This is a genomic window from Candidatus Azoamicus ciliaticola, assembly GCF_902860225.1.
GTDB lineage: Bacteria > Pseudomonadota > Gammaproteobacteria > UBA6186 > Azoamicaceae > Azoamicus > Azoamicus ciliaticola.
Genome location: NZ_LR794158.1, coordinates 124,451 through 142,603, shown reverse-complemented (window position 1 = coordinate 142,603; position 18,153 = coordinate 124,451). Strand labels below are relative to the sequence as shown.

The following is an 18,153-nucleotide window of genomic DNA, read 5'->3' as shown; positions in this document are numbered from 1 at the left end:
TTTTGGATATTTATATTATGAACGTAGAGATTAAAAAAAAAGATTTGTTAGAAAAAGAAATAATAATAACTCTATCTAACGAAGAAATAGAAAATGAAAAAAATAAAAAAATATCGGAATTATTAAAATCAATTACAATCAAAGGATTTAGAAAAGGCCATATAACTCAAGATGTCTTAATAAATAAATTTGGCGAAAAAATAACAAATGATTCGCTTAAAGAATTAATAAATAAAATTTTCATAGAGTTAATAAATAAAAATAACTTTAAAATAATTAATTTACCAATATTTCAAATATCAAAAATAAATGAAAATACAAAAGTAGTAATAAATTTTGAAATATTGCCTGAAATAAAATTAAATATAGATAACATTAAAATTATTGAATATATATCTGAAATAAAAGATGAAGAAATAGCTGATGAAATAGAAAAATTAAAAATTATTAATGGTAAGTGGGAAGAAACAAATTTGCCCATAAATTTTGGAGATCTAATAACATTGGATATTTTCTCTTTAGAAAATGAACAAGAAACCCCACTTTTGATAAATAATGATGTATTTTTACATGAAGAATTTGTATTTTTTGATGGGTTCATAAATATAATTAAAAATTACAGCACGGGAATGGATATTTCAATAAACATAAAAGACATTAAAATATTTGATAAAATTTTTTATAATAAAAATCTCATTAAGATTTACATTAAAAAAATTATGAGAAGCAAAAAAATAGAAACAGAAATAGAATTAAAAGAAAAATTATATATAAAAGAAGACATTATTGAAAAAATAAAAGACAAACTAGAAAAAATAAGCAAAAACGTAACAAAAAAATTATTAAAAGTATCAATTATAAATAAGTTATTAGAAAATAACACATTTGAAATTCCTAAATATTTAATGACAGAGTCATTAAATGATTATGAAAAAAAAGAAATGAAGGTTGATAAAATAGAAATAGAAAAAAATATAAAGCTAGAATTATTATTAAATGAAATAAAAATTAAGTTTAACATAAATGTATTACATGATGAAATACAAAAAGTTTTAGACACATTTTATAAAAATGTTAAAAACAATAAAGATGATCTTTATAAAAAGATAGAAAATAATCTTTTAGAAGAAAAAATATTTAATTTAATACTTAACAAAGCTAATAAGATGACAAAAAAAATAACATATAAAGATTTAAAAAAACTGGAAATTGAAAATGTACACAAATATTAATTTAGTACCAATTGTTATAGAACAAACTGGTAGAGGGGAACGTTCATATGACATATTTTCTAGATTATTAAAAGAAAGAATAATTTTCATAGTTGGAGAAATAAATGATGAGATATCAAGTTTAATAGTGTCTCAATTATTATTTTTAGAATCAGAAAATCAAAATAAAGACATAGCAATCTACATAAATTCCCCAGGCGGATCAGTTATGGCTGGATTATCTATATATGATACAATGCAATTTATAAAACCAGAAATAAGTACGATATCTATAGGGCAAGCATGTAGTATGGCAGCACTATTATTATCAGCTGGAAATAAAAATAAAAGATATGCACTCCCAAATTCTAGAATAATGATACATCAACCATTAGGTTCTTATTCAGGACAAGCATCAGATATAAAAATACATGCAGAAGAAATAATTAAAATAAGATCTAACTTAAATAAAATATTGTCAAAACATACGGAAAAAAATATTATAGATATAGAAAAAGATACAGAAAGAGATTATTTTATGTCAGCAGAAGACGCTTTAAATTATGGATTAATAGATAAAATAATATACAAAAGAGATTAGGTGATATAATGAATACAAAAAATAATAAAAAATCTATACTAAAGTGTTCTTTTTGTGATAAAACCCAACTTGAAATTAAAAAATTAATATCAGGACCTAATGTATTTATATGTGATGAATGTATAGAATTATGCAATGATATATTGGCATATAATAGTGATAACAAAAAATCAGATAGTATAGAAAATATAAAATTACCGACACCAATGGAAATAAATGATATATTAAATCAATACATAATACAGCAAGATGAAACTAAGAAAATATTATCAGTAGCAGTTTATAATCATTATAAAAGATTAAAAAATTCTAGCAAAACCGCTGAACCTAAAATAAGTAAAAGTAATGTATTATTAATTGGTCCGTCTGGCAGCGGCAAAACATTATTAGCTGAGACTTTAGCAAAGGTTTTGAATGTTCCATTTGCAATAGCAGATGCAACAACATTAACAGAAGCTGGTTATGTTGGAGAAGATGTGGAAAATATAATACAAAAATTACTACAAAATAGCGATTATAATATTGAAAAAACTCAAAAAGGCATAGTTTATATTGATGAAATAGATAAAATTTGCAGAAAAAGTGAAAGCCCTTCAATAACAAGAGATGTGTCTGGTGAAGGCGTGCAACAAGCTTTATTAAAACTAATAGAAGGTACAGTAGCATCAGTTCCACCACAAGGCGGAAGAAAACATCCTCAACAAGAATTACTTCAAGTAGATACTACAGAAATACTTTTTATTTGTGGTGGAACATTTATAGGGCTAAATAAAATAATTTCTCAAAGATTAAATAAAAGTGGTATAGGTTTTTCAGCAAATTTAAAAGATGAACATATTGAATCCGAAATATTTAAAAATGTCGAACCAGAAGATTTAATAAAATATGGATTAATACCAGAGTTTGTTGGAAGATTACCTATAATAAGTATTTTAAAAAATTTAGACGAAAATGCATTAATAGATATTTTAACAAAACCTAAAAATGCTTTGATAAAACAATATATAAAATTATTTAGTTTTGAAAATGTAGAGTTAGAATTTGATACTGACTCATTAAAAGAAATAGCAACTAGAGCTAAAAAAAGGAATACAGGCGCAAGAGGATTACGTTCAATATTAGAAGAAATACTTTTAGATACAATGTACAATTTACCTTCAATTAAAAAAAATATAAAAAAAATAATAATAAATGATTCTGTTATAAAAAATAATTCTAACCCAATTTTGATTAATAAAAAATAACAAATTAAAAAAAATACATTAACATACTTGAATAGCAAAATTTAGTCCCCACCATTAATATAAAATTAGAAACAATATTCTTGAAATGAACGAAACAAATATAAATAATACACAGCAAAATTTAAATGAAAAAATAGAATCATTAAATTTGGAAATAGATAAGTTAAATAATGAATCTAAAAATAATTGGGAATTATTTGTAAGATGTAAAGCTGAAATGGAAAATTTAAAAAAGCGCACTGATAAGGAAATATTAAATACATCTAATTTCGCGTTACAAAATATATTATGTGATTTTATACCATTACTAGATAGTTTTGAATTGTGTTTTAAAAAAAAAACTGAAGATAACTTAATAAATATAGATGGAGTAATTTTAATGCATAAAATGCTTCTAAATATTTTAGATAAATACAATCTAAAAAAAATATCAACGGAAGAAAATGAAAAACTAGATATTTCAAAACATGAAGCAATATCAGTAGAATACAAAGATGATATAGAAGAAGACGATACAATTAAAACGGTTTTACAAAATGGGTATATTTTAAATGATAGAGTATTAAGATATGTAAAAGTATCTGTGTTGAAAAGAAAAAATTAAAAAAAGGGAAAAAAAATGTCAAAAGAAATAACAATAGGTATAGATTTAGGTACGACAAATTCTTGTGTAGCAATTCTTGAAAATGGGCAACCTAAAGTTATAGAAAATAATGAAGGAGCAAGAACTACGCCTTCTGTAGTTGCTTATGTAAAAAATGATAAAAAATTAGTAGGTCAAGTTGCAAAAAATCAAAGAATATCAAATCCTAAAAATACTTTGTTTGCAATAAAAAGATTGATTGGACGAAAATATAATGATTCAATAGTACAAAAAAATAAATCAACAGTTCCTTACGACATAACAGAGTCACCAAATGGAGATGCTTGGGTAAAGATTGGAAGTAAAAATATTTCTCCACAAGAAGTATCAGCAGAAATTTTAATGAAAATGAAAAAAACAGCTGAAGATTATTTAGGTAAAAAAGTAACTTCAGCTGTAATAACGGTGCCGGCTTATTTTAATGATTCTCAACGCCAAGCTACAAAAGATGCAGGTAAAATAGCTGGCTTAGATGTAAAAAGAATGATAAATGAACCAACTGCCGCGGCATTAGCATATGGATTAGATAAACAAAAAGGCGATTCTATAATAGCTGTATACGATTTAGGTGGTGGAACTTTTGATATTTCTATAATAGAAATATCGGATGTTGATGGAGAACAACAATTTGAAGTATTATCAACAAATGGTAACACATTTTTAGGTGGAGAAGATTTTGATACTTGTATAATAGATTATTTAATAAAAGATTTTAAATTAAACACAGGGATTGATTTAAAAAATGATTCTATAGCTTTACAAAGATTAAAAGAAACAGCAGAAAAAGCAAAAATTGAATTATCCTCAAAAGATATAGCTGAAATAAACTTGCCTTATATAACAGCTGATGCAAGTGGACCAAAACATTTAAATATAGAATTAACAAGAGCAAAATTAGAATCACTTGTAGAACATTTAATAGAACAAACATTAGAACCTTGTAGAATCGCTATGCAAGATTCTGGTAAGGATATAAAAGAAATAAGTACAGTTATTTTAGTTGGTGGACAAACAAGAATGCCAAAAGTAGAAGAAGCTGTAAAATTTTTTTTTAAAAAAGAAATCAAAAAAAATATAAATCCAGATGAAGCTGTAGCAGTAGGTGCTGCAATTCAAGGTGGTGTATTGTCTGGAGAAATAAAAGATGTTTTATTATTAGATGTGACACCATTATCTTTAGGGTTAGAAACAATGGGTGGTGTAATGACAAAACTAATAGATAAAAATACAACAATACCTACAAGTAAAAAACAAATTTTTTCAACAGCAACAGACAATCAGCCTGCTGTTACAATTAGAGTTTTTCAAGGAGAAAGAAAACAAGCAGCCGCTAACAAATTATTAGGCCAATTTGATTTAACGGATATTCCAGCTTCTCCAAGAGGTATTCCACAAATAGAAGTAGCTTTTGATATAGATTCAAATGGTATATTGAAAGTTTCTGCTAAAAATTTATCAACAAATAAAGAACAAAACATGGTTATAAAAGCTTCAAGTGGATTATCAGATGATGAAATTAAAAAAATGATAAAAGACGCTGAAATGAATGTTGAAGCAGATAAAAAATTTGATGAATTAGTTGCGTTAAAAAATAGAGCTGACAGTGAAATTCATTCTGCTCAAAAAGCAATGGATAGCATTGGAGATAAAATAAATATAAATGATAAAAATAATATAGAAAAAATAATAAAAGAATTAAAGGACTTATTATCAAATGACAATAAAAATGAAATAGAAGAAAAAATAAATGAATTAAATAAAACTGTCACATTATTGCATCAAGCTACATCAAATAAAAATGATAATGATAATGATAAAAATAATGATGATAACGAAAATGATACAAAAAAAGATAAAACTACAGAAGAACATGTAGTAGATGCTGACTACGAAGAAATTAAAAATAACAAAAAATAAAGTTTAGATTAAAAAAAAATTAATGAATAAAGAAGATTATTATAACGTTTTGGGAATAGATAGAAATGCTAGTGACATGGAAGTCAAAAAAGCATATAAAAAAATGGCAATGAAATACCATCCAGATAGAAATCCAGGAGACAAAAAAGCTGAGGAAAACTTTAAAAAAATAGGTGAAGCTTATGAAATATTATCTGACCCAAGCAAAAGACAAATTTATGATCAATATGGACATTCAGGATTTAACAATACATCCAACACATACTCAAATTCAACATCGCACTTTACTGATATTTTTGGTGACATATTTGGCGATTTATTTGGAGATCATAATACAACATCTAAAAATAAACCATATTCACACAGAGGAAATGATTTACTACATATTTTAAAAATAGAGTTAGAAGAAGCTGCCAACGGATTAGAAGCAATATTTAAAATAAACACACAAATAAGTTGTGAAAAATGTAATGGATCTGGCGCAAAAGATAAAGATTCTTTTATTAAGTGTAATAAATGTAACGGATATGGACAAATTAGATTACAACAAGGTTTTTTAACAATACAACAAACTTGTGATAAATGTAATGGTCAAGGATCATATATAAAGGAAATATGTGCGAATTGTTATGGAAAAGGTAGAATCAAATCAGAAAAAACAATTTCAGCCAAAATACCTGCAGGTATAAATGATAATGATAAAATCAAACTAAGTGAAGAAGGAGAAATAGGAAAAAATGGTGGACCAGCAGGTGATCTATATATACAAATAAAAATAAAAAAACATGATATTTTTATTAGAAAAGAATCAGATTTATATTGTGATGTACCAATAACATTTAATACAGCAATTTTAGGTGGAGAAATAGAAGTTCCATGCTTGACAGGAAATATTAAAATAAAAATACCAAAAGAAACTCAAACAAATAAAGTTTTTAGAATAAAAAATAAAGGAATAAAAAATTTAAGAAATAATTCATATGGTGATTTATTTTGTAAAATAATAATAGAAACACCTATAGATTTAACCGAAACTCAAATTAAAATTTTGACAGATTTTGAGACTACTGTTAAGAAGATAAATTTTCCTAAAATAACTAGCTGGCAAAATTTATTAAAAAATTTTATAGATAAAAAAATAAAATAGGCCGTGTAGGGATTGAACCTACGACCAATGGATTAAAAGTCCACTGCTCTACCAACTGAGCTAACGACCCATTTTTTTTTCATTGCTACATGTTTATAAAAATTATTATATATTACTAAATTACAAACAACTAATGAATACTTATAGTATATAATATTAATGATAAAGGCAACAAGTATTGTATAAAAAATTAAAACAAAAATTTTAATAAAACTATAATTTTTTTAAAAAATTGGAAAAAATATTAGCTATATAAGGTAATTTTTCTAACTCGATGATCATATTACAAAATTTGTTGCTATTATTGCAATCTAATTTAATAACATTTTTTGGGTAAAGAATTTTACAAACTTCAAAACCAATATCTAAAACTTTTAATAAAGAGAATAAATCTTTTGATAAATCTATATTTGAATAAATAGAATTACTAAAAACATCTTTTAAAAATAATTCATCTAAATAATAAAATAATAATCTATCATTATAATCAGAATTTAAAGAAATTTTATCTATTTTAAAATAAGTATATTCTATAGATTTAAATGGCACTAATGCCATATTATATTGATTTAACACATACCTGATTTCGCCTATTATTCTATTCTTATTGTAATCTAAACATTCCATAATTATAGATACTCCATTATCTCCAGTAGCGGAATAAACATTTTTAATTTGACTTGCAGTATCCAAACTAGAAATAATGTTATTTATAACATCTTTACTCATATTATTAGATAAAGCTTTATCTACTGTTTTTTTTAACTTAACATTTGAATTTATATCTAATTTAGAATTCCCAACTGAAACTCTTATATCGTTTGCTAATTTAGAAAATAATTTACTTTTTTTTAAATCATTAGATTGTTTTCTATGTTTTATATTTGACCATTTACTATGTCCAGCCATAAAATCTTCTTATTAAATAATAAATTATACCATAGCTACAAAATTTTTATTTACATTAATTTTAACAAAATTATCTAAAATATGATAAACTGTTAAAGGTCCTATACCACCAGGTACAGGCGTAATTAAATTAATAAAATTTGATGAAAATTCCACACAAAAATCGCCTAATACAATATCATAGTTACTTTCATTTATACCAATATCAATAACTAATGAGCCTTTTGAAACATTTTTAATTTTTAAAAAATTTAGTATGCCAACAGCAGAAATTACAATATCACTAGATTTTAAAATATCATAAAAATACAAATCATTTTTACTAACAATAACTACAGTCATACCTAAAGAATTCAATTCTAAAGATAATGGTTTGCCAACAATATTTGAAAACCCAAAAACAACACATCTTAATCCAACACAATTAATTTTAAACTTTTTTAACAAAAATAATACAGACTTTACTGTACTAGGAATAATATTTTTAGAATAACTTAAATAATAATGTCCAAAATTAAACGAATTTAATAAATCAATATCCTTATAAACACATATAGAATTAAATAAAACAGGTTTGTTTAAACGACAAACTAAAGGCAATTGAATAATAATGCCATTAATTAAAATGTCAAATTTCACTATCTTTAAAACCATTAATAATGTTTTCATTTTGACATCATTTGAAAATTTAAAAATTAAAAAATCAATACTAGATAAATAGCAAGAATATATTTTATTTTTAACATATAAATTTGCGGAAAAAATATTGCCTACAATAAAAATAGAAAAACATAACGATTTGTATGAAAAATATTTATAAAAAAATATTTCATTACAAATATTTTTAAATAAATTTTCAAAAAAATATTTTCCATTAAAAAATTTAGTTATCATAAAAAAAAATTTGACCTAAAAAATTATTATGTGTATTATAGTAACACACGGGGCATAGCGTAGTCTGGCTAACGTATCTGCTTTGGGAGCAGAGGATCGGGGGTTCAAATCCCTCTGCCCCGAAAAAGCGCTTGTAGCTCAATTGGATAGAGCACCAGCCTTCTAAGCTGGGGGTTGCAGGTTCGATTCCTGCCAAGCGCAAAAAAAAAATGGTGGATGTAGCTCAGTTGGTAGAGCACCGGGTTGTGATTCCGGTTGTCGTGGGTTCAATCCCCATCATTCACCCAAAAAAAATATAAGAATATAAAATAATAAATAATTGTCTATGTCAATAATAACAATCGAAAACTTATCTTTTAAACATAGTGATAAAATAATATTTGATAATATATCCTTAAAAATAAAAGAAAATAAAATAACAGCAATAATGGGGCCAAGCGGATGTGGAAAAACTACATTATTAAAGTTAATAGGGCGCCAACTAACACAAAATAGTGGAAAAATAAAAATACAAAATAAAGAAATATCACAATTAAAAGACTCGGAATTATACAAAATTAGAAAAAATATAGGAATTTTATTTCAAAATGGTGCTTTATTTTCTGATTTAAGTGTATACGAAAATGTAGCCTTTCCAATAAGAGAACACACAAATTTATCAGAAAAATTAATAAGAGATTTGGTGCTAATAAAGTTACAATCGGTTGGGTTGAAAAATGTATATAACTTAATGCCATCTGAATTATCAATAGGTATGGCTAAAAGGACGGCTTTAGCTAGAACTATAGCTCTAGATCCAAGCATTATAATGTATGATGAACCATTTTCAGGGCAAGATCCAATTTCTATGGCTACTTTAATGCGATTAATAAAGTTACTCAATAAATCTTTAAAAACAACTACAATAATAGTATCTCATGATGTAATAGAAACAATGAGCATAGCAGATTACATCTATATAATAAATGACAAAAGAATAATAGATGAAGGTACACCTAAAAAAATAGAACAAAGTAAAAATGAATTTACACAATATTTTATAAAAAAAAAAATAAATTACGAAAAAATTAATCAATCTTCTAAAAATACATATGAAAACGATTTATTTAATTATAGTTAACATTGGAGAAAAAATAATAGGCATTGTTAATGAGTTAGGAAAAGCAACGATTTTATTAAAAAAAACTATATTTGCTATTCTAAATCTTAAAAAAAATATAAAAAACTTTATAAAACACATATATTTTATAGGTGTTCTATCTTTAGGCTTAATAATACTATCAGGTTTATTTATAGGCATGGTTGTTGGATTACAAGGATGCTATATACTTAAAAAATTTGGCACTGAAGAAATAATAGGGCAAATGACAGCGTTAACAATAATAAGAGAACTTGGCCCAGTCGTAAGCGCTTTGCTATTTGCTGGAAGAACTGGCGCATCATTAACAGCTGAAATATGCTTAATGAAAAACACAGATCAAATAATAGCTATGGAAATGATGGGCGTAAATCCAATAATTAAAATTATAGCTCCAAGATTTTGGGCTTGTATAGTGTCAATGATAATATTAGCATTAATATTTATAGTTGTGTCAATAATTGGAAGTTATGTATCTACTGTATTATGGTTAAATGTAGATAATGATATATTTTGGACAAGTATAAGAGAAAACATAGACTTTAGAATAGACATAATAAATAGTTTAATTAAAAGCTTAATATTTGGATTTATAATAAGTTGGATATCAATTTATCAAGGATTAAATAGTAACCCAACAACTGAAGGAATAGCATTATCTACAACTAATACAGTTGTATATTCATCATTTATAATATTAAGTTTTAATTTTTGTTTAACAGCAATTATGTTTCAATGGCAATAGTATGACTAAATACAAAACAGAATTTTTTGTTGGAATTTTTGTGTTACTTGGTATAATATCAATGTTAATAATAATAACACAAATAACAGATCTAAAAAATATATATATAAAAGAAAATACTTATACGATAAAAGCTATATTTAAAAATATAGGTAACCTTAAAAAAAAAGCTAGAGTAACAATAGGTGGCGTAAAAATAGGCAGTGTAAGCAAGATAGAACTTAAAAAATCAGAAGAAAATGAATATTATCCACAAGTAGAATTATCTATAAATTGTAATTACAAAAATATACCTATAGATTCATCTATAAATATACTTATGAGCAGTTTACTAGGAGATAGTTACATTCAAATAGAAATAGGAAATGAAGAAATCTTTTTAAAAGATGGAGACATAGTAACATTAACAACTCAAGCATTAATAATTGAAGAAATAATATCAAAACTCGCGTTTAATAAGTAAATAAAATGAAAATAATAATATTTATAATATTTTTTATAAGCAACTTAGCACATTCTAATGCTATAACACCATCTGATTTTATACAAAACATAATAAATGAATGCAAACCAGCATTAGTTAAAGAAAATAATTCTTTTTTAGAAGAAACCATGGAAAAATATATAGATTTTAATGAAATAGCAACATGGATAGCTGGTAAAAAGATATGGAAAGATAGTTCAGAAAAACAAAGAGAATTATTTATAAATGAATTAAAAAAAATAATGCTAAAAACTTACAGCAAAACAATATATTACTATGTAGATGCTGATGTAGAATTTATAACACCAAAATCAAAAAAAATAGACAATAATATTTATAATACACGAACACAAATTTCTAGCATTATGAAAAAAAATAATAAAAATGTGACTATAATGTACAGATTAATTAAAAATAATGATTCTTGGCTTGTTTTTGATGTGATAATAGAAGGTATAAGCATATTAAAAAGTTTGAAAACGCAATATTCAGAAATTATAAGATTGCAAGGTATTAATGAAGCAATTAAAAAAATAAAAATTGCTAATGAATCATGAATAAGGTTGAATTAATTTTTAATAACGAAAAAGTTTTTGTTATTGGATATCTTACATTCGATAATATCGAAAAAACTATATTTTTTTTTGAAGATAAAACTAAAAATATGAATATGATAGAAATAGATTTAAAAAATTTATATAATTCAAACAGCTCTGTGTTACTTTTTATAATAAATTGTATAAGATATTCAATGAAAACTAAAAAAAAAATACAATTCTTAAATGTATCAGAAATGTTATTAGAATTAAGCAAAGTATATAATTTACATGACATAATAAACGAAAAAATTAAAAAGGAATAAAAATGAAACAAACCTTAATAACAGAAATAACAAAAAAAATACCTGATGTAGAAATTAAAATATTTACAAATGACAATAAATATTTTAACGCAATAATAATATCAAATGACTTTTTAAATAAAGATTTGGTTGAAAGACAACAACTTATATATAATATAATAAGCAATTACATTATAAACAAAACAATACACGCAATAAGCTTTAAAACTTACACTAAAGACGAATGGCTAATAGAAAATAAGGACTAAATAATTACTTTACAAATAAAAAAAAACTTAAATCGATTTTTTTAAAACCGGTTTAAGTTTTTTTTAAATTACCATTTTAAGAAATGCTTTCTATAAAACAAATAAATAAATTTTACATCTGTTTCTTCAATAAATCACCTAAAGTTGGTTTATTTTTTTGTAGCTTATTAACATATTTAGTTTCTGACTTTAAAACATCTTTTTTATTATGTATAACTTCATTTTTTACAACTAATATAATATTCCTGTTCTTTTTATCTATATTAACAATTCTAGCTTTTATCAAAGATTTATCATTTTGATCTGCTAATTTCTTACAAATTTTACTATAAATTAATTCATTAGCCTTTAAAAAGCCATCTAACTTATCATTCAACTTAACTATAAACCCTTTTTCAAGTTTTCTTATAACAAAACATTCCACTATACTGCCCTTAACAAATTTAGACGTATAACTTATAAAAGGATCCTGAGTTAATTGTTTTATACCTAATGAAATACGTTCTCTTTCAACATCTATACCCAATATAACGGCTTTTATTTCTTCACCTTTTTTATATTCTCTTAAAACATTATCATTAGAACTATCCCATGAAAGATCAGACAAATGAACTAATCCATCTATACCACCAGATAATTCAAGAAATAATCCAAAATCAGTTATAGATTTTATCTTTCCAGACACTATATCTCCATCTTTGTGTAACTTAAAAAAAGTAGCCCAAGGATTATCTGTACATTGTTTTAATCCAAGTGAAATTCTACGTCTATCAACATTTATATCCAAAATAGAAACAGAAACCTTAATTCCTTGTTTAACAACTTTATTAGGATTAACATTTTTATTTGTCCAATCCATCTCAGATAAATGAACTAATCCCTCTATTCCATCCTCTAATTCAACAAAACAACCATAATCAGTTATGTTAGTAACAACGCCACTAACCATAACACCTTCTTTATATTTAGTCTTTACAATATCCCAAGGATCTTGTGTCAATTGTTTTAAGCCTAAAGAAACTCTATTTGTTTCTTTATCAAACTTTAAAATTTTAACTTTTATATCATCGCCAATTTTTAATATATTATTTGGGTGTTTAACACGCTTCCAAGACATATCAGTTATATGTAATAACCCATCTAATCCACCTAAATCTATAAAAGCACCATAATCAGTTATATTTTTAACTACACCTGATATAGTATCACCTTCGTTTATCTTTAATAACAAATTTTGAAAATTTTTATTAGTTTTTTCTTCCAAAATAAATTTTTGTGATAAAACAATATTATTTTTCTTTTTTTCTAATTTTATTATTTTAAATTTCAGCTCTTTACCCTTAACTTCCTCAGAATCTATAGCCGATTTAAACGAAACAAGAGATCCAGGCAAAAATGCTTTTATAACATTTATTTTTACAGTAAATCCACCCTTAACTTTAGCAGTTACATAACCACTAACAGTTTCATTAGATTTATAAATTTTTTCTAAATCTTCCCAAGATCTAATCTTCTTAGCTTTTTCTCTGGATAATTTAATATCTCCAGACAAATCTTCAAGATACTCTATAACAACTTCAACTTTATTACCAATTTCTACTTCTAATCCACCATCTTCATCAATAAATTGTGCTATTGGAATATAGCCATCAGACTTCAAAAAAGCATTAATAGTAACAAAATTAGAACTTATATCGGTAACTTCACCTAATATTAAAGCTCCAGGATAAATATTAGGATTTTTTAAAACATTATTATATAAATCACAAAAACTACCATCTTTCATAAAAAAAAATCTCCCAAAAATATATAAACATTATATAAAATAAAATATTTAAATAAATAAAAATTTATACAAAATAAATAAAAAATAAATCTATAAAAAAAACTAAAAAACCAAATAATAATAATAAACTTAAAACAAATTTATTATCAAATAAAATATATTTATAAGAAAACTTTTTTATATATCTACCATACCATAAAGTATAAACAGGAAATATAACCAGAAGAATTGCTGCCACAGCACCTGCATAAGACAAAAAAAACATAAACCCATGAGGAAAAAAAATACTAAAAATAACTGGAACAAAAAATACAATAAATACACAGAAAAGTTTATTAAAATAAGAATTATAAGATAATTTTAATGCATCAAAAAAAAAATAGTACAAACTTAAAGCAACTCCAATTAAAGAACTAATTAATGCAGATAAAGAAAAAAACGAAATAACATATAATATAAAAATACTATTATTTCCAATTAATACCATAAGTTTTTCAGCTGGATTGCCATATCCAAATAAAGTTTGAACAAATAATTTATTACTGATATTAAATAAAAAAGAATATATAAAATATTCCCAAAATATATATACTAAAAGTGGTATAAAACTTCCAAAAATAATAACAAAAATTAAAAATCGCGTATTATTAAATAAATAACTTTTTAAAGACGGGATCAGAAGACTGTAACCAAATGAAGTTAATATTAGCGGTAAAGAAAAAAAACATAAACTAATGTCTAAAAACTTAAAATTTTTAATATCAAAATTTAAAACATTTACAAGATTAAGTGTTAAAAAAATATATGTTACTATCAATACAATAAAAAAAAATCTATTAATATAATCACTAAAACCTACACCAAAAAAAATTATTAAAAAAAATGGAGAAATAAAAAACAAACAAGAAAAAAAATGACAAAAAAAACTTTCACAATTAATAGAAAAAAGATCTATTAACATTGATGATCCACCTGAAATGTAAGCTGATATTAAAGAATATAAAAATAATACATATAAAAATCCAATAACTATACCAATTTTTTTTCCAAAAATAAAATTAGATATACTTATTATATTTGTATTTCCTGGTAACCAAAGAGAAATCTCTAACATAGCCAGAGCAGAAAGTGTCATACCAATCCATACAAAAAAAAATATAGAACAGACAAAATATATCTCAATTCCTATAGTTCTTATCGGTAACCCCAACATTCCAGCACCAATTGATGTTCCAGATATAAATAAGATAGAGCCAACAATCCTACTAAAAATAATATAATTCATAAAAAAATGGCTAGAGGTGGAATTGAACCACCGACACAAGGATTTTCAGTCCTTTGCTCTACCAACTGAGCTATCTAGCCAAAAATTAAAAAAAAATTTTACCATATAAAAAAAAATCTACAAATTTTTCTATTTTAACAAATAAAACATCACCAACTAAATTATTAAAACTAGAAAAAACAACACTTCTATTATTATCAGTTTTACCTAAAAAAAACTGATCTTCCAACTTTTTGTAAACAATAACTCTTTGTACAGATCCAACCATAGAACTAGTTATATTAAATGCATTATCAAATAATATATCATTTAAAACTTGCAATCTATATTTTTTTTTTTCAAAAGAAATATTATCTTTTAAATTAGACGCAATAGTTTTATTTCTTTTACTATATATATAAACAAAAGATTTATCAAACTTTAATTTTTTTACCAAATCAACAGTAAGATCAAAATCATTATCAGTTTCACCTGGAAACCCAACTATAATATCCGTAGAAACACTTAAATAGCCAGAAATATTTTTAATTTTATTAAAAATATTAATATAATCTAATACACTATGTCCACGTTTCATAAGATTCAATATGCTATCAGATCCACTTTGTACTGGTAAATGTATATGTTTAGAAAAAACATTACTACGATTAAAAACTTTTAACAACTCATCAGAAAAATCTAAAGGATGTAAACTAACAAACTTAACTCTACCAATGCCTTCTATGTTACTAATATAATCTAATAAATATGCAAAATCAATACTAATACCATTATCTATAACATTAACATATGAACCTATATTTTGCCCTAACAAAATAATTTCTTTAACACCATCTATCAATAAAGTATAAATTTCAGATATAATACTATTGAAACTTCTACTTATCTCTTTTCCTCTAGAAAATGGAACTATACAATATGAACAGTACCTATCACATCCTTCCATTATTGAAACGCAAGAAGAAAAGTCCACGTGATTATATAAATCATAAACATAATTAAATTTATTTAAATTTGATGATTGTATATCTAAAACCAATTTTCTAGTATTTAAATATTCACATATCATATCGCCTACTCTATGCAAAGATTGAGGTCCAAATATAACATTAATAAATGATAATTTTTTTATAAAAAAATCTTTATCACTTGCAGCAAAACATCCGCCAACACAAATAACTATATCTCTGGTTTGTCTTAACTTATTCCATAATCCAAGTTCAGAAATAACTTTTTTATCAACTTTATCTCTGACTGAACATGTATTCAAAATAAGTATGTCAGCATTAGAAAAATCAGATACCTCTTTAAAAAAAAACTTTTTAGACAAAACATTCAATATCAAACTAGAATCATATTCATTCATTTGACACCCTAATGTTTTTATATAGACTTGTTTCATTTAACACCTTTAAATGGCTATGAGTGGAATTGAACCACTGACATCAGCGTTATGAGTGCTGTGCTCTAACCAACTGAGCTACATAGCCATTGAAAAAATATACATATATAATTTTTTTTAATTATATCATAATATTTAAAATATACAAGACACAAAAAATAAAAATATGAACATTAAAACACGTTTTGCACCAAGCCCCACTGGTTTCTTACATATAGGAAACATAAGAACTGCATTATTTTCATGGCTTTATGCTAAAAAATATAACGGTGAGTTTATAATAAGAATAGATGACACAGATAAAGAAAGAAATTTAAAAACATATACAAACAACATAACATATATATTAAATTGGCTAAATATAAAATCTGACAAAAAATTAATTTTTCAATCAAAAAGATTAAGAACATATAAACTAATAATGGAAAAACTTATACAAGAGAAAAAAGCTTACAAATGTTTTTGTTCAAAAGATAGATTGACAAAACTAAAAAATGAACAAATAATAAATACTGGAAAAATAAAATATGATGGCTTTTGTAAAAGAAACCAATTACAAAAAGGTGATTTTGTTATAAGAATAAATACTGAAAATTACAAAGAAATAGTTTTTGATGACTGCGTAAAAGGCAAAATAACAGTTACCAATTCAGAAATAGATGATTTTATAATAGCAAAAAATGATTTTTATCCAACATACAATTTTGCTAGCGTAATAGATGATATAGAGTTTTCAATAACTGATATAATAAGAGGTGAAGATCATATTTCTAATACACCAAAACAAATAATAATTTTTAAATTATTAAACGAAAAAATACCAACATTTTCTCACTTACCAATGATTTTGGACGAAAATAAAAAAACACTATCAAAAAGAGATAAAGACTCAAATATAAATTACTATAAAAAATGTGGATTTTTACCAGAAGCTATATTAAATTACATAGTAAGATTAGGATGGTCTAACAAAGACAAAGAAATATTTACAATAAAAGAAATGATAGATTTATTTGACATAAAAAATATAAATACCGCTCCAAGCATAATGAATAAAAGCAAACTAATATGGCTAAACAAACATTATATAAAAACTTTAGAAACAAAAAAAATAATCAGAGAAATAATCAATATAGAAAAAAACTTTAATCTAAATTATATGATAGGACCAAATTTAACTGAATTAATAAACTTTGCAAAATTTAAAGTTAATACTTTAGAAGATATAATAACAAATTATACTTTTTTTTATAAAGAAAATATTAAAATAGAAGATGAGTTATTAAAACTTTTTTTTTCGGATAAAATAATAAAGATTATAGAAAATTTATACACTAATTTAAAAACATTTAATTTAAAATGGAATATAGAAAATATAAAAATATTTATATCTAATATAATTAATGAAAATAAAACAACTTTCATAGAATTAGCTCCAACAATAAGAATAATAATAACTGGAAAAAACATATCCTTATCAACATATGAATTAATATTTCTTACTGGAAAGATATTGCTTTTAAAAAAAATTAGAAATATTATTAAACAATATGAAAATGGGGCTATAGCTCAAATTGGTTAGAGCGCTTGTATGGCATGCAAGAGGTTAGCGGTTCAATTCCGCTTAGCTCCATTCA

Annotated in this window: 18 protein-coding genes and 7 tRNA genes; 17 read left to right on the top strand and 8 right to left on the bottom strand. The window is 24.1% G+C overall.

Annotated features, from left to right (window positions below; all coding sequences use genetic code 11):
• Window positions 1-17 precede the first annotated feature (17 nt).
• From ESZ_RS00925 to dnaJ, 6 genes are all read left to right on the top strand, one after another.
• Window positions 18-1,232, top strand: a complete 1,215-nt coding sequence (locus tag ESZ_RS00925; protein WP_176604919.1) for a trigger factor — start codon at window positions 18-20, stop codon at window positions 1,230-1,232.
• On the top strand, window positions 1,216-1,812 hold the full coding sequence (gene clpP / locus ESZ_RS00920; protein ID WP_176604918.1) for an ATP-dependent Clp endopeptidase proteolytic subunit ClpP: 597 nt from the start codon (window positions 1,216-1,218) through the stop codon (window positions 1,810-1,812). Before ESZ_RS00925 ends, clpP begins: the two co-directional genes overlap by 17 nt.
• 8 nt (window positions 1,813-1,820) lie before the next feature.
• On the top strand, window positions 1,821-3,056 hold the full coding sequence (gene clpX, locus ESZ_RS00915) for an ATP-dependent Clp protease ATP-binding subunit ClpX (RefSeq protein ID WP_176604917.1): 1,236 nt from the start codon (window positions 1,821-1,823) through the stop codon (window positions 3,054-3,056).
• A gap of 85 nt (window positions 3,057-3,141) precedes the next feature.
• Window positions 3,142-3,660, top strand: coding sequence for a nucleotide exchange factor GrpE (locus tag ESZ_RS00910; RefSeq protein WP_176604916.1), 519 nt, complete (start codon window positions 3,142-3,144; stop codon window positions 3,658-3,660).
• 15 nt (window positions 3,661-3,675) lie between these two features.
• Window positions 3,676-5,616, top strand: a complete 1,941-nt coding sequence (dnaK, locus tag ESZ_RS00905) for a molecular chaperone DnaK (protein WP_176604915.1) — start codon at window positions 3,676-3,678, stop codon at window positions 5,614-5,616.
• A 22-nt stretch (window positions 5,617-5,638) separates the two neighbouring features.
• The gene (dnaJ, locus tag ESZ_RS00900; RefSeq protein ID WP_176604914.1) at window positions 5,639-6,763 is read left to right on the top strand and encodes a molecular chaperone DnaJ; all 1,125 of its coding nucleotides are present in this window, start codon (window positions 5,639-5,641) and stop codon (window positions 6,761-6,763) included.
• On the opposite strand, the gene ESZ_RS00895 is transcribed toward dnaJ, so the two are convergent.
• The 3 genes from ESZ_RS00895 to ESZ_RS00885 all read right to left on the bottom strand — a co-directional run bounded on the left by ESZ_RS00895 (window position 6,761) and on the right by ESZ_RS00885 (window position 8,566).
• A tRNA-Lys gene (locus ESZ_RS00895) sits at window positions 6,761-6,833 on the bottom strand. The genes dnaJ and ESZ_RS00895 overlap by 3 nt on opposite strands.
• A gap of 143 nt (window positions 6,834-6,976) precedes the next feature.
• Window positions 6,977-7,672 (bottom strand): YebC/PmpR family DNA-binding transcriptional regulator, encoded by a 696-nt coding sequence (locus ESZ_RS00890; RefSeq protein ID WP_176604913.1) that lies wholly within the window; start codon window positions 7,670-7,672, stop codon window positions 6,977-6,979.
• A 24-nt stretch (window positions 7,673-7,696) separates the two neighbouring features.
• Window positions 7,697-8,566: a bifunctional 5,10-methylenetetrahydrofolate dehydrogenase/5,10-methenyltetrahydrofolate cyclohydrolase gene (locus ESZ_RS00885; protein WP_176604912.1), complete on the bottom strand. Its 870-nt coding sequence runs from the start codon at window positions 8,564-8,566 to the stop codon at window positions 7,697-7,699.
• Window positions 8,567-8,614: 48 nt separating this feature from the next.
• Between ESZ_RS00885 and ESZ_RS00880 the strand changes: the two genes are divergently transcribed.
• The 9 genes from ESZ_RS00880 to ESZ_RS00840 all read left to right on the top strand — a co-directional run bounded on the left by ESZ_RS00880 (window position 8,615) and on the right by ESZ_RS00840 (window position 12,043).
• Window positions 8,615-8,689 (top strand) — tRNA-Pro (locus tag ESZ_RS00880).
• Window positions 8,690-8,693: 4 nt separating this feature from the next.
• Window positions 8,694-8,767: transfer RNA gene (locus ESZ_RS00875), tRNA-Arg, on the top strand.
• Between the two features lie 11 nt (window positions 8,768-8,778).
• Window positions 8,779-8,851 (top strand) — tRNA-His (locus ESZ_RS00870).
• 34 nt (window positions 8,852-8,885) lie between these two features.
• Window positions 8,886-9,686 carry an ABC transporter ATP-binding protein gene (locus tag ESZ_RS00865; RefSeq protein ID WP_407925657.1) on the top strand — a complete coding sequence of 267 codons (801 nt, stop codon included), beginning with the start codon at window positions 8,886-8,888 and terminating at the stop codon, window positions 9,684-9,686.
• Window positions 9,658-10,449: a lipid asymmetry maintenance ABC transporter permease subunit MlaE gene (gene mlaE / locus ESZ_RS00860; RefSeq protein ID WP_176604910.1), complete on the top strand. Its 792-nt coding sequence runs from the start codon at window positions 9,658-9,660 to the stop codon at window positions 10,447-10,449. The genes ESZ_RS00865 and mlaE overlap by 29 nt, the downstream gene beginning before the upstream one ends.
• A gap of 1 nt (window position 10,450) precedes the next feature.
• Window positions 10,451-10,912: an outer membrane lipid asymmetry maintenance protein MlaD gene (gene mlaD, locus ESZ_RS00855; RefSeq protein ID WP_176604909.1), complete on the top strand. Its 462-nt coding sequence runs from the start codon at window positions 10,451-10,453 to the stop codon at window positions 10,910-10,912.
• Between the two features lie 5 nt (window positions 10,913-10,917).
• A complete protein-coding gene (locus ESZ_RS00850) occupies window positions 10,918-11,490 on the top strand; it encodes an MlaC/ttg2D family ABC transporter substrate-binding protein (RefSeq protein ID WP_176604908.1) in 573 nt (190 codons plus the stop codon).
• Window positions 11,487-11,795, top strand: a complete 309-nt coding sequence (locus ESZ_RS00845) for a hypothetical protein (protein WP_176604907.1) — start codon at window positions 11,487-11,489, stop codon at window positions 11,793-11,795. Before ESZ_RS00850 ends, ESZ_RS00845 begins: the two co-directional genes overlap by 4 nt.
• Window positions 11,796-11,797: 2 nt before the next feature.
• The gene (locus ESZ_RS00840) at window positions 11,798-12,043 is read left to right on the top strand and encodes a BolA/IbaG family iron-sulfur metabolism protein (RefSeq protein ID WP_176604906.1); all 246 of its coding nucleotides are present in this window, start codon (window positions 11,798-11,800) and stop codon (window positions 12,041-12,043) included.
• A gap of 112 nt (window positions 12,044-12,155) precedes the next feature.
• On the opposite strand, the gene rpsA is transcribed toward ESZ_RS00840, so the two are convergent.
• The 5 genes from rpsA to ESZ_RS00815 all read right to left on the bottom strand — a co-directional run bounded on the left by rpsA (window position 12,156) and on the right by ESZ_RS00815 (window position 16,604).
• A complete protein-coding gene (rpsA, locus tag ESZ_RS00835) occupies window positions 12,156-13,829 on the bottom strand; it encodes a 30S ribosomal protein S1 (RefSeq protein WP_176604905.1) in 1,674 nt (557 codons plus the stop codon).
• Window positions 13,830-13,893: 64 nt separating this feature from the next.
• The gene (locus ESZ_RS00830; protein ID WP_176604904.1) at window positions 13,894-15,114 is read right to left on the bottom strand and encodes an aromatic amino acid transport family protein; all 1,221 of its coding nucleotides are present in this window, start codon (window positions 15,112-15,114) and stop codon (window positions 13,894-13,896) included.
• Window positions 15,115-15,121: 7 nt separating this feature from the next.
• A tRNA-Phe gene (locus ESZ_RS00825) sits at window positions 15,122-15,194 on the bottom strand.
• Window positions 15,195-15,199: 5 nt separating this feature from the next.
• Window positions 15,200-16,516, bottom strand: a complete 1,317-nt coding sequence (miaB, locus tag ESZ_RS00820; RefSeq protein WP_176604903.1) for a tRNA (N6-isopentenyl adenosine(37)-C2)-methylthiotransferase MiaB — start codon at window positions 16,514-16,516, stop codon at window positions 15,200-15,202.
• A 14-nt stretch (window positions 16,517-16,530) separates the two neighbouring features.
• A tRNA-Met gene (locus ESZ_RS00815) sits at window positions 16,531-16,604 on the bottom strand.
• 78 nt (window positions 16,605-16,682) lie between these two features.
• On the opposite strand from ESZ_RS00815, the gene gltX reads away from it, so the two are divergent.
• Together gltX and ESZ_RS00805 are read left to right on the top strand one after the other, a co-directional pair.
• Window positions 16,683-18,098: a glutamate--tRNA ligase gene (gene gltX, locus ESZ_RS00810; RefSeq protein ID WP_176604902.1), complete on the top strand. Its 1,416-nt coding sequence runs from the start codon at window positions 16,683-16,685 to the stop codon at window positions 18,096-18,098.
• A tRNA-Ala gene (locus tag ESZ_RS00805) sits at window positions 18,075-18,149 on the top strand. The genes gltX and ESZ_RS00805 overlap by 24 nt, the downstream gene beginning before the upstream one ends.
• Window positions 18,150-18,153 lie beyond the last annotated feature (4 nt).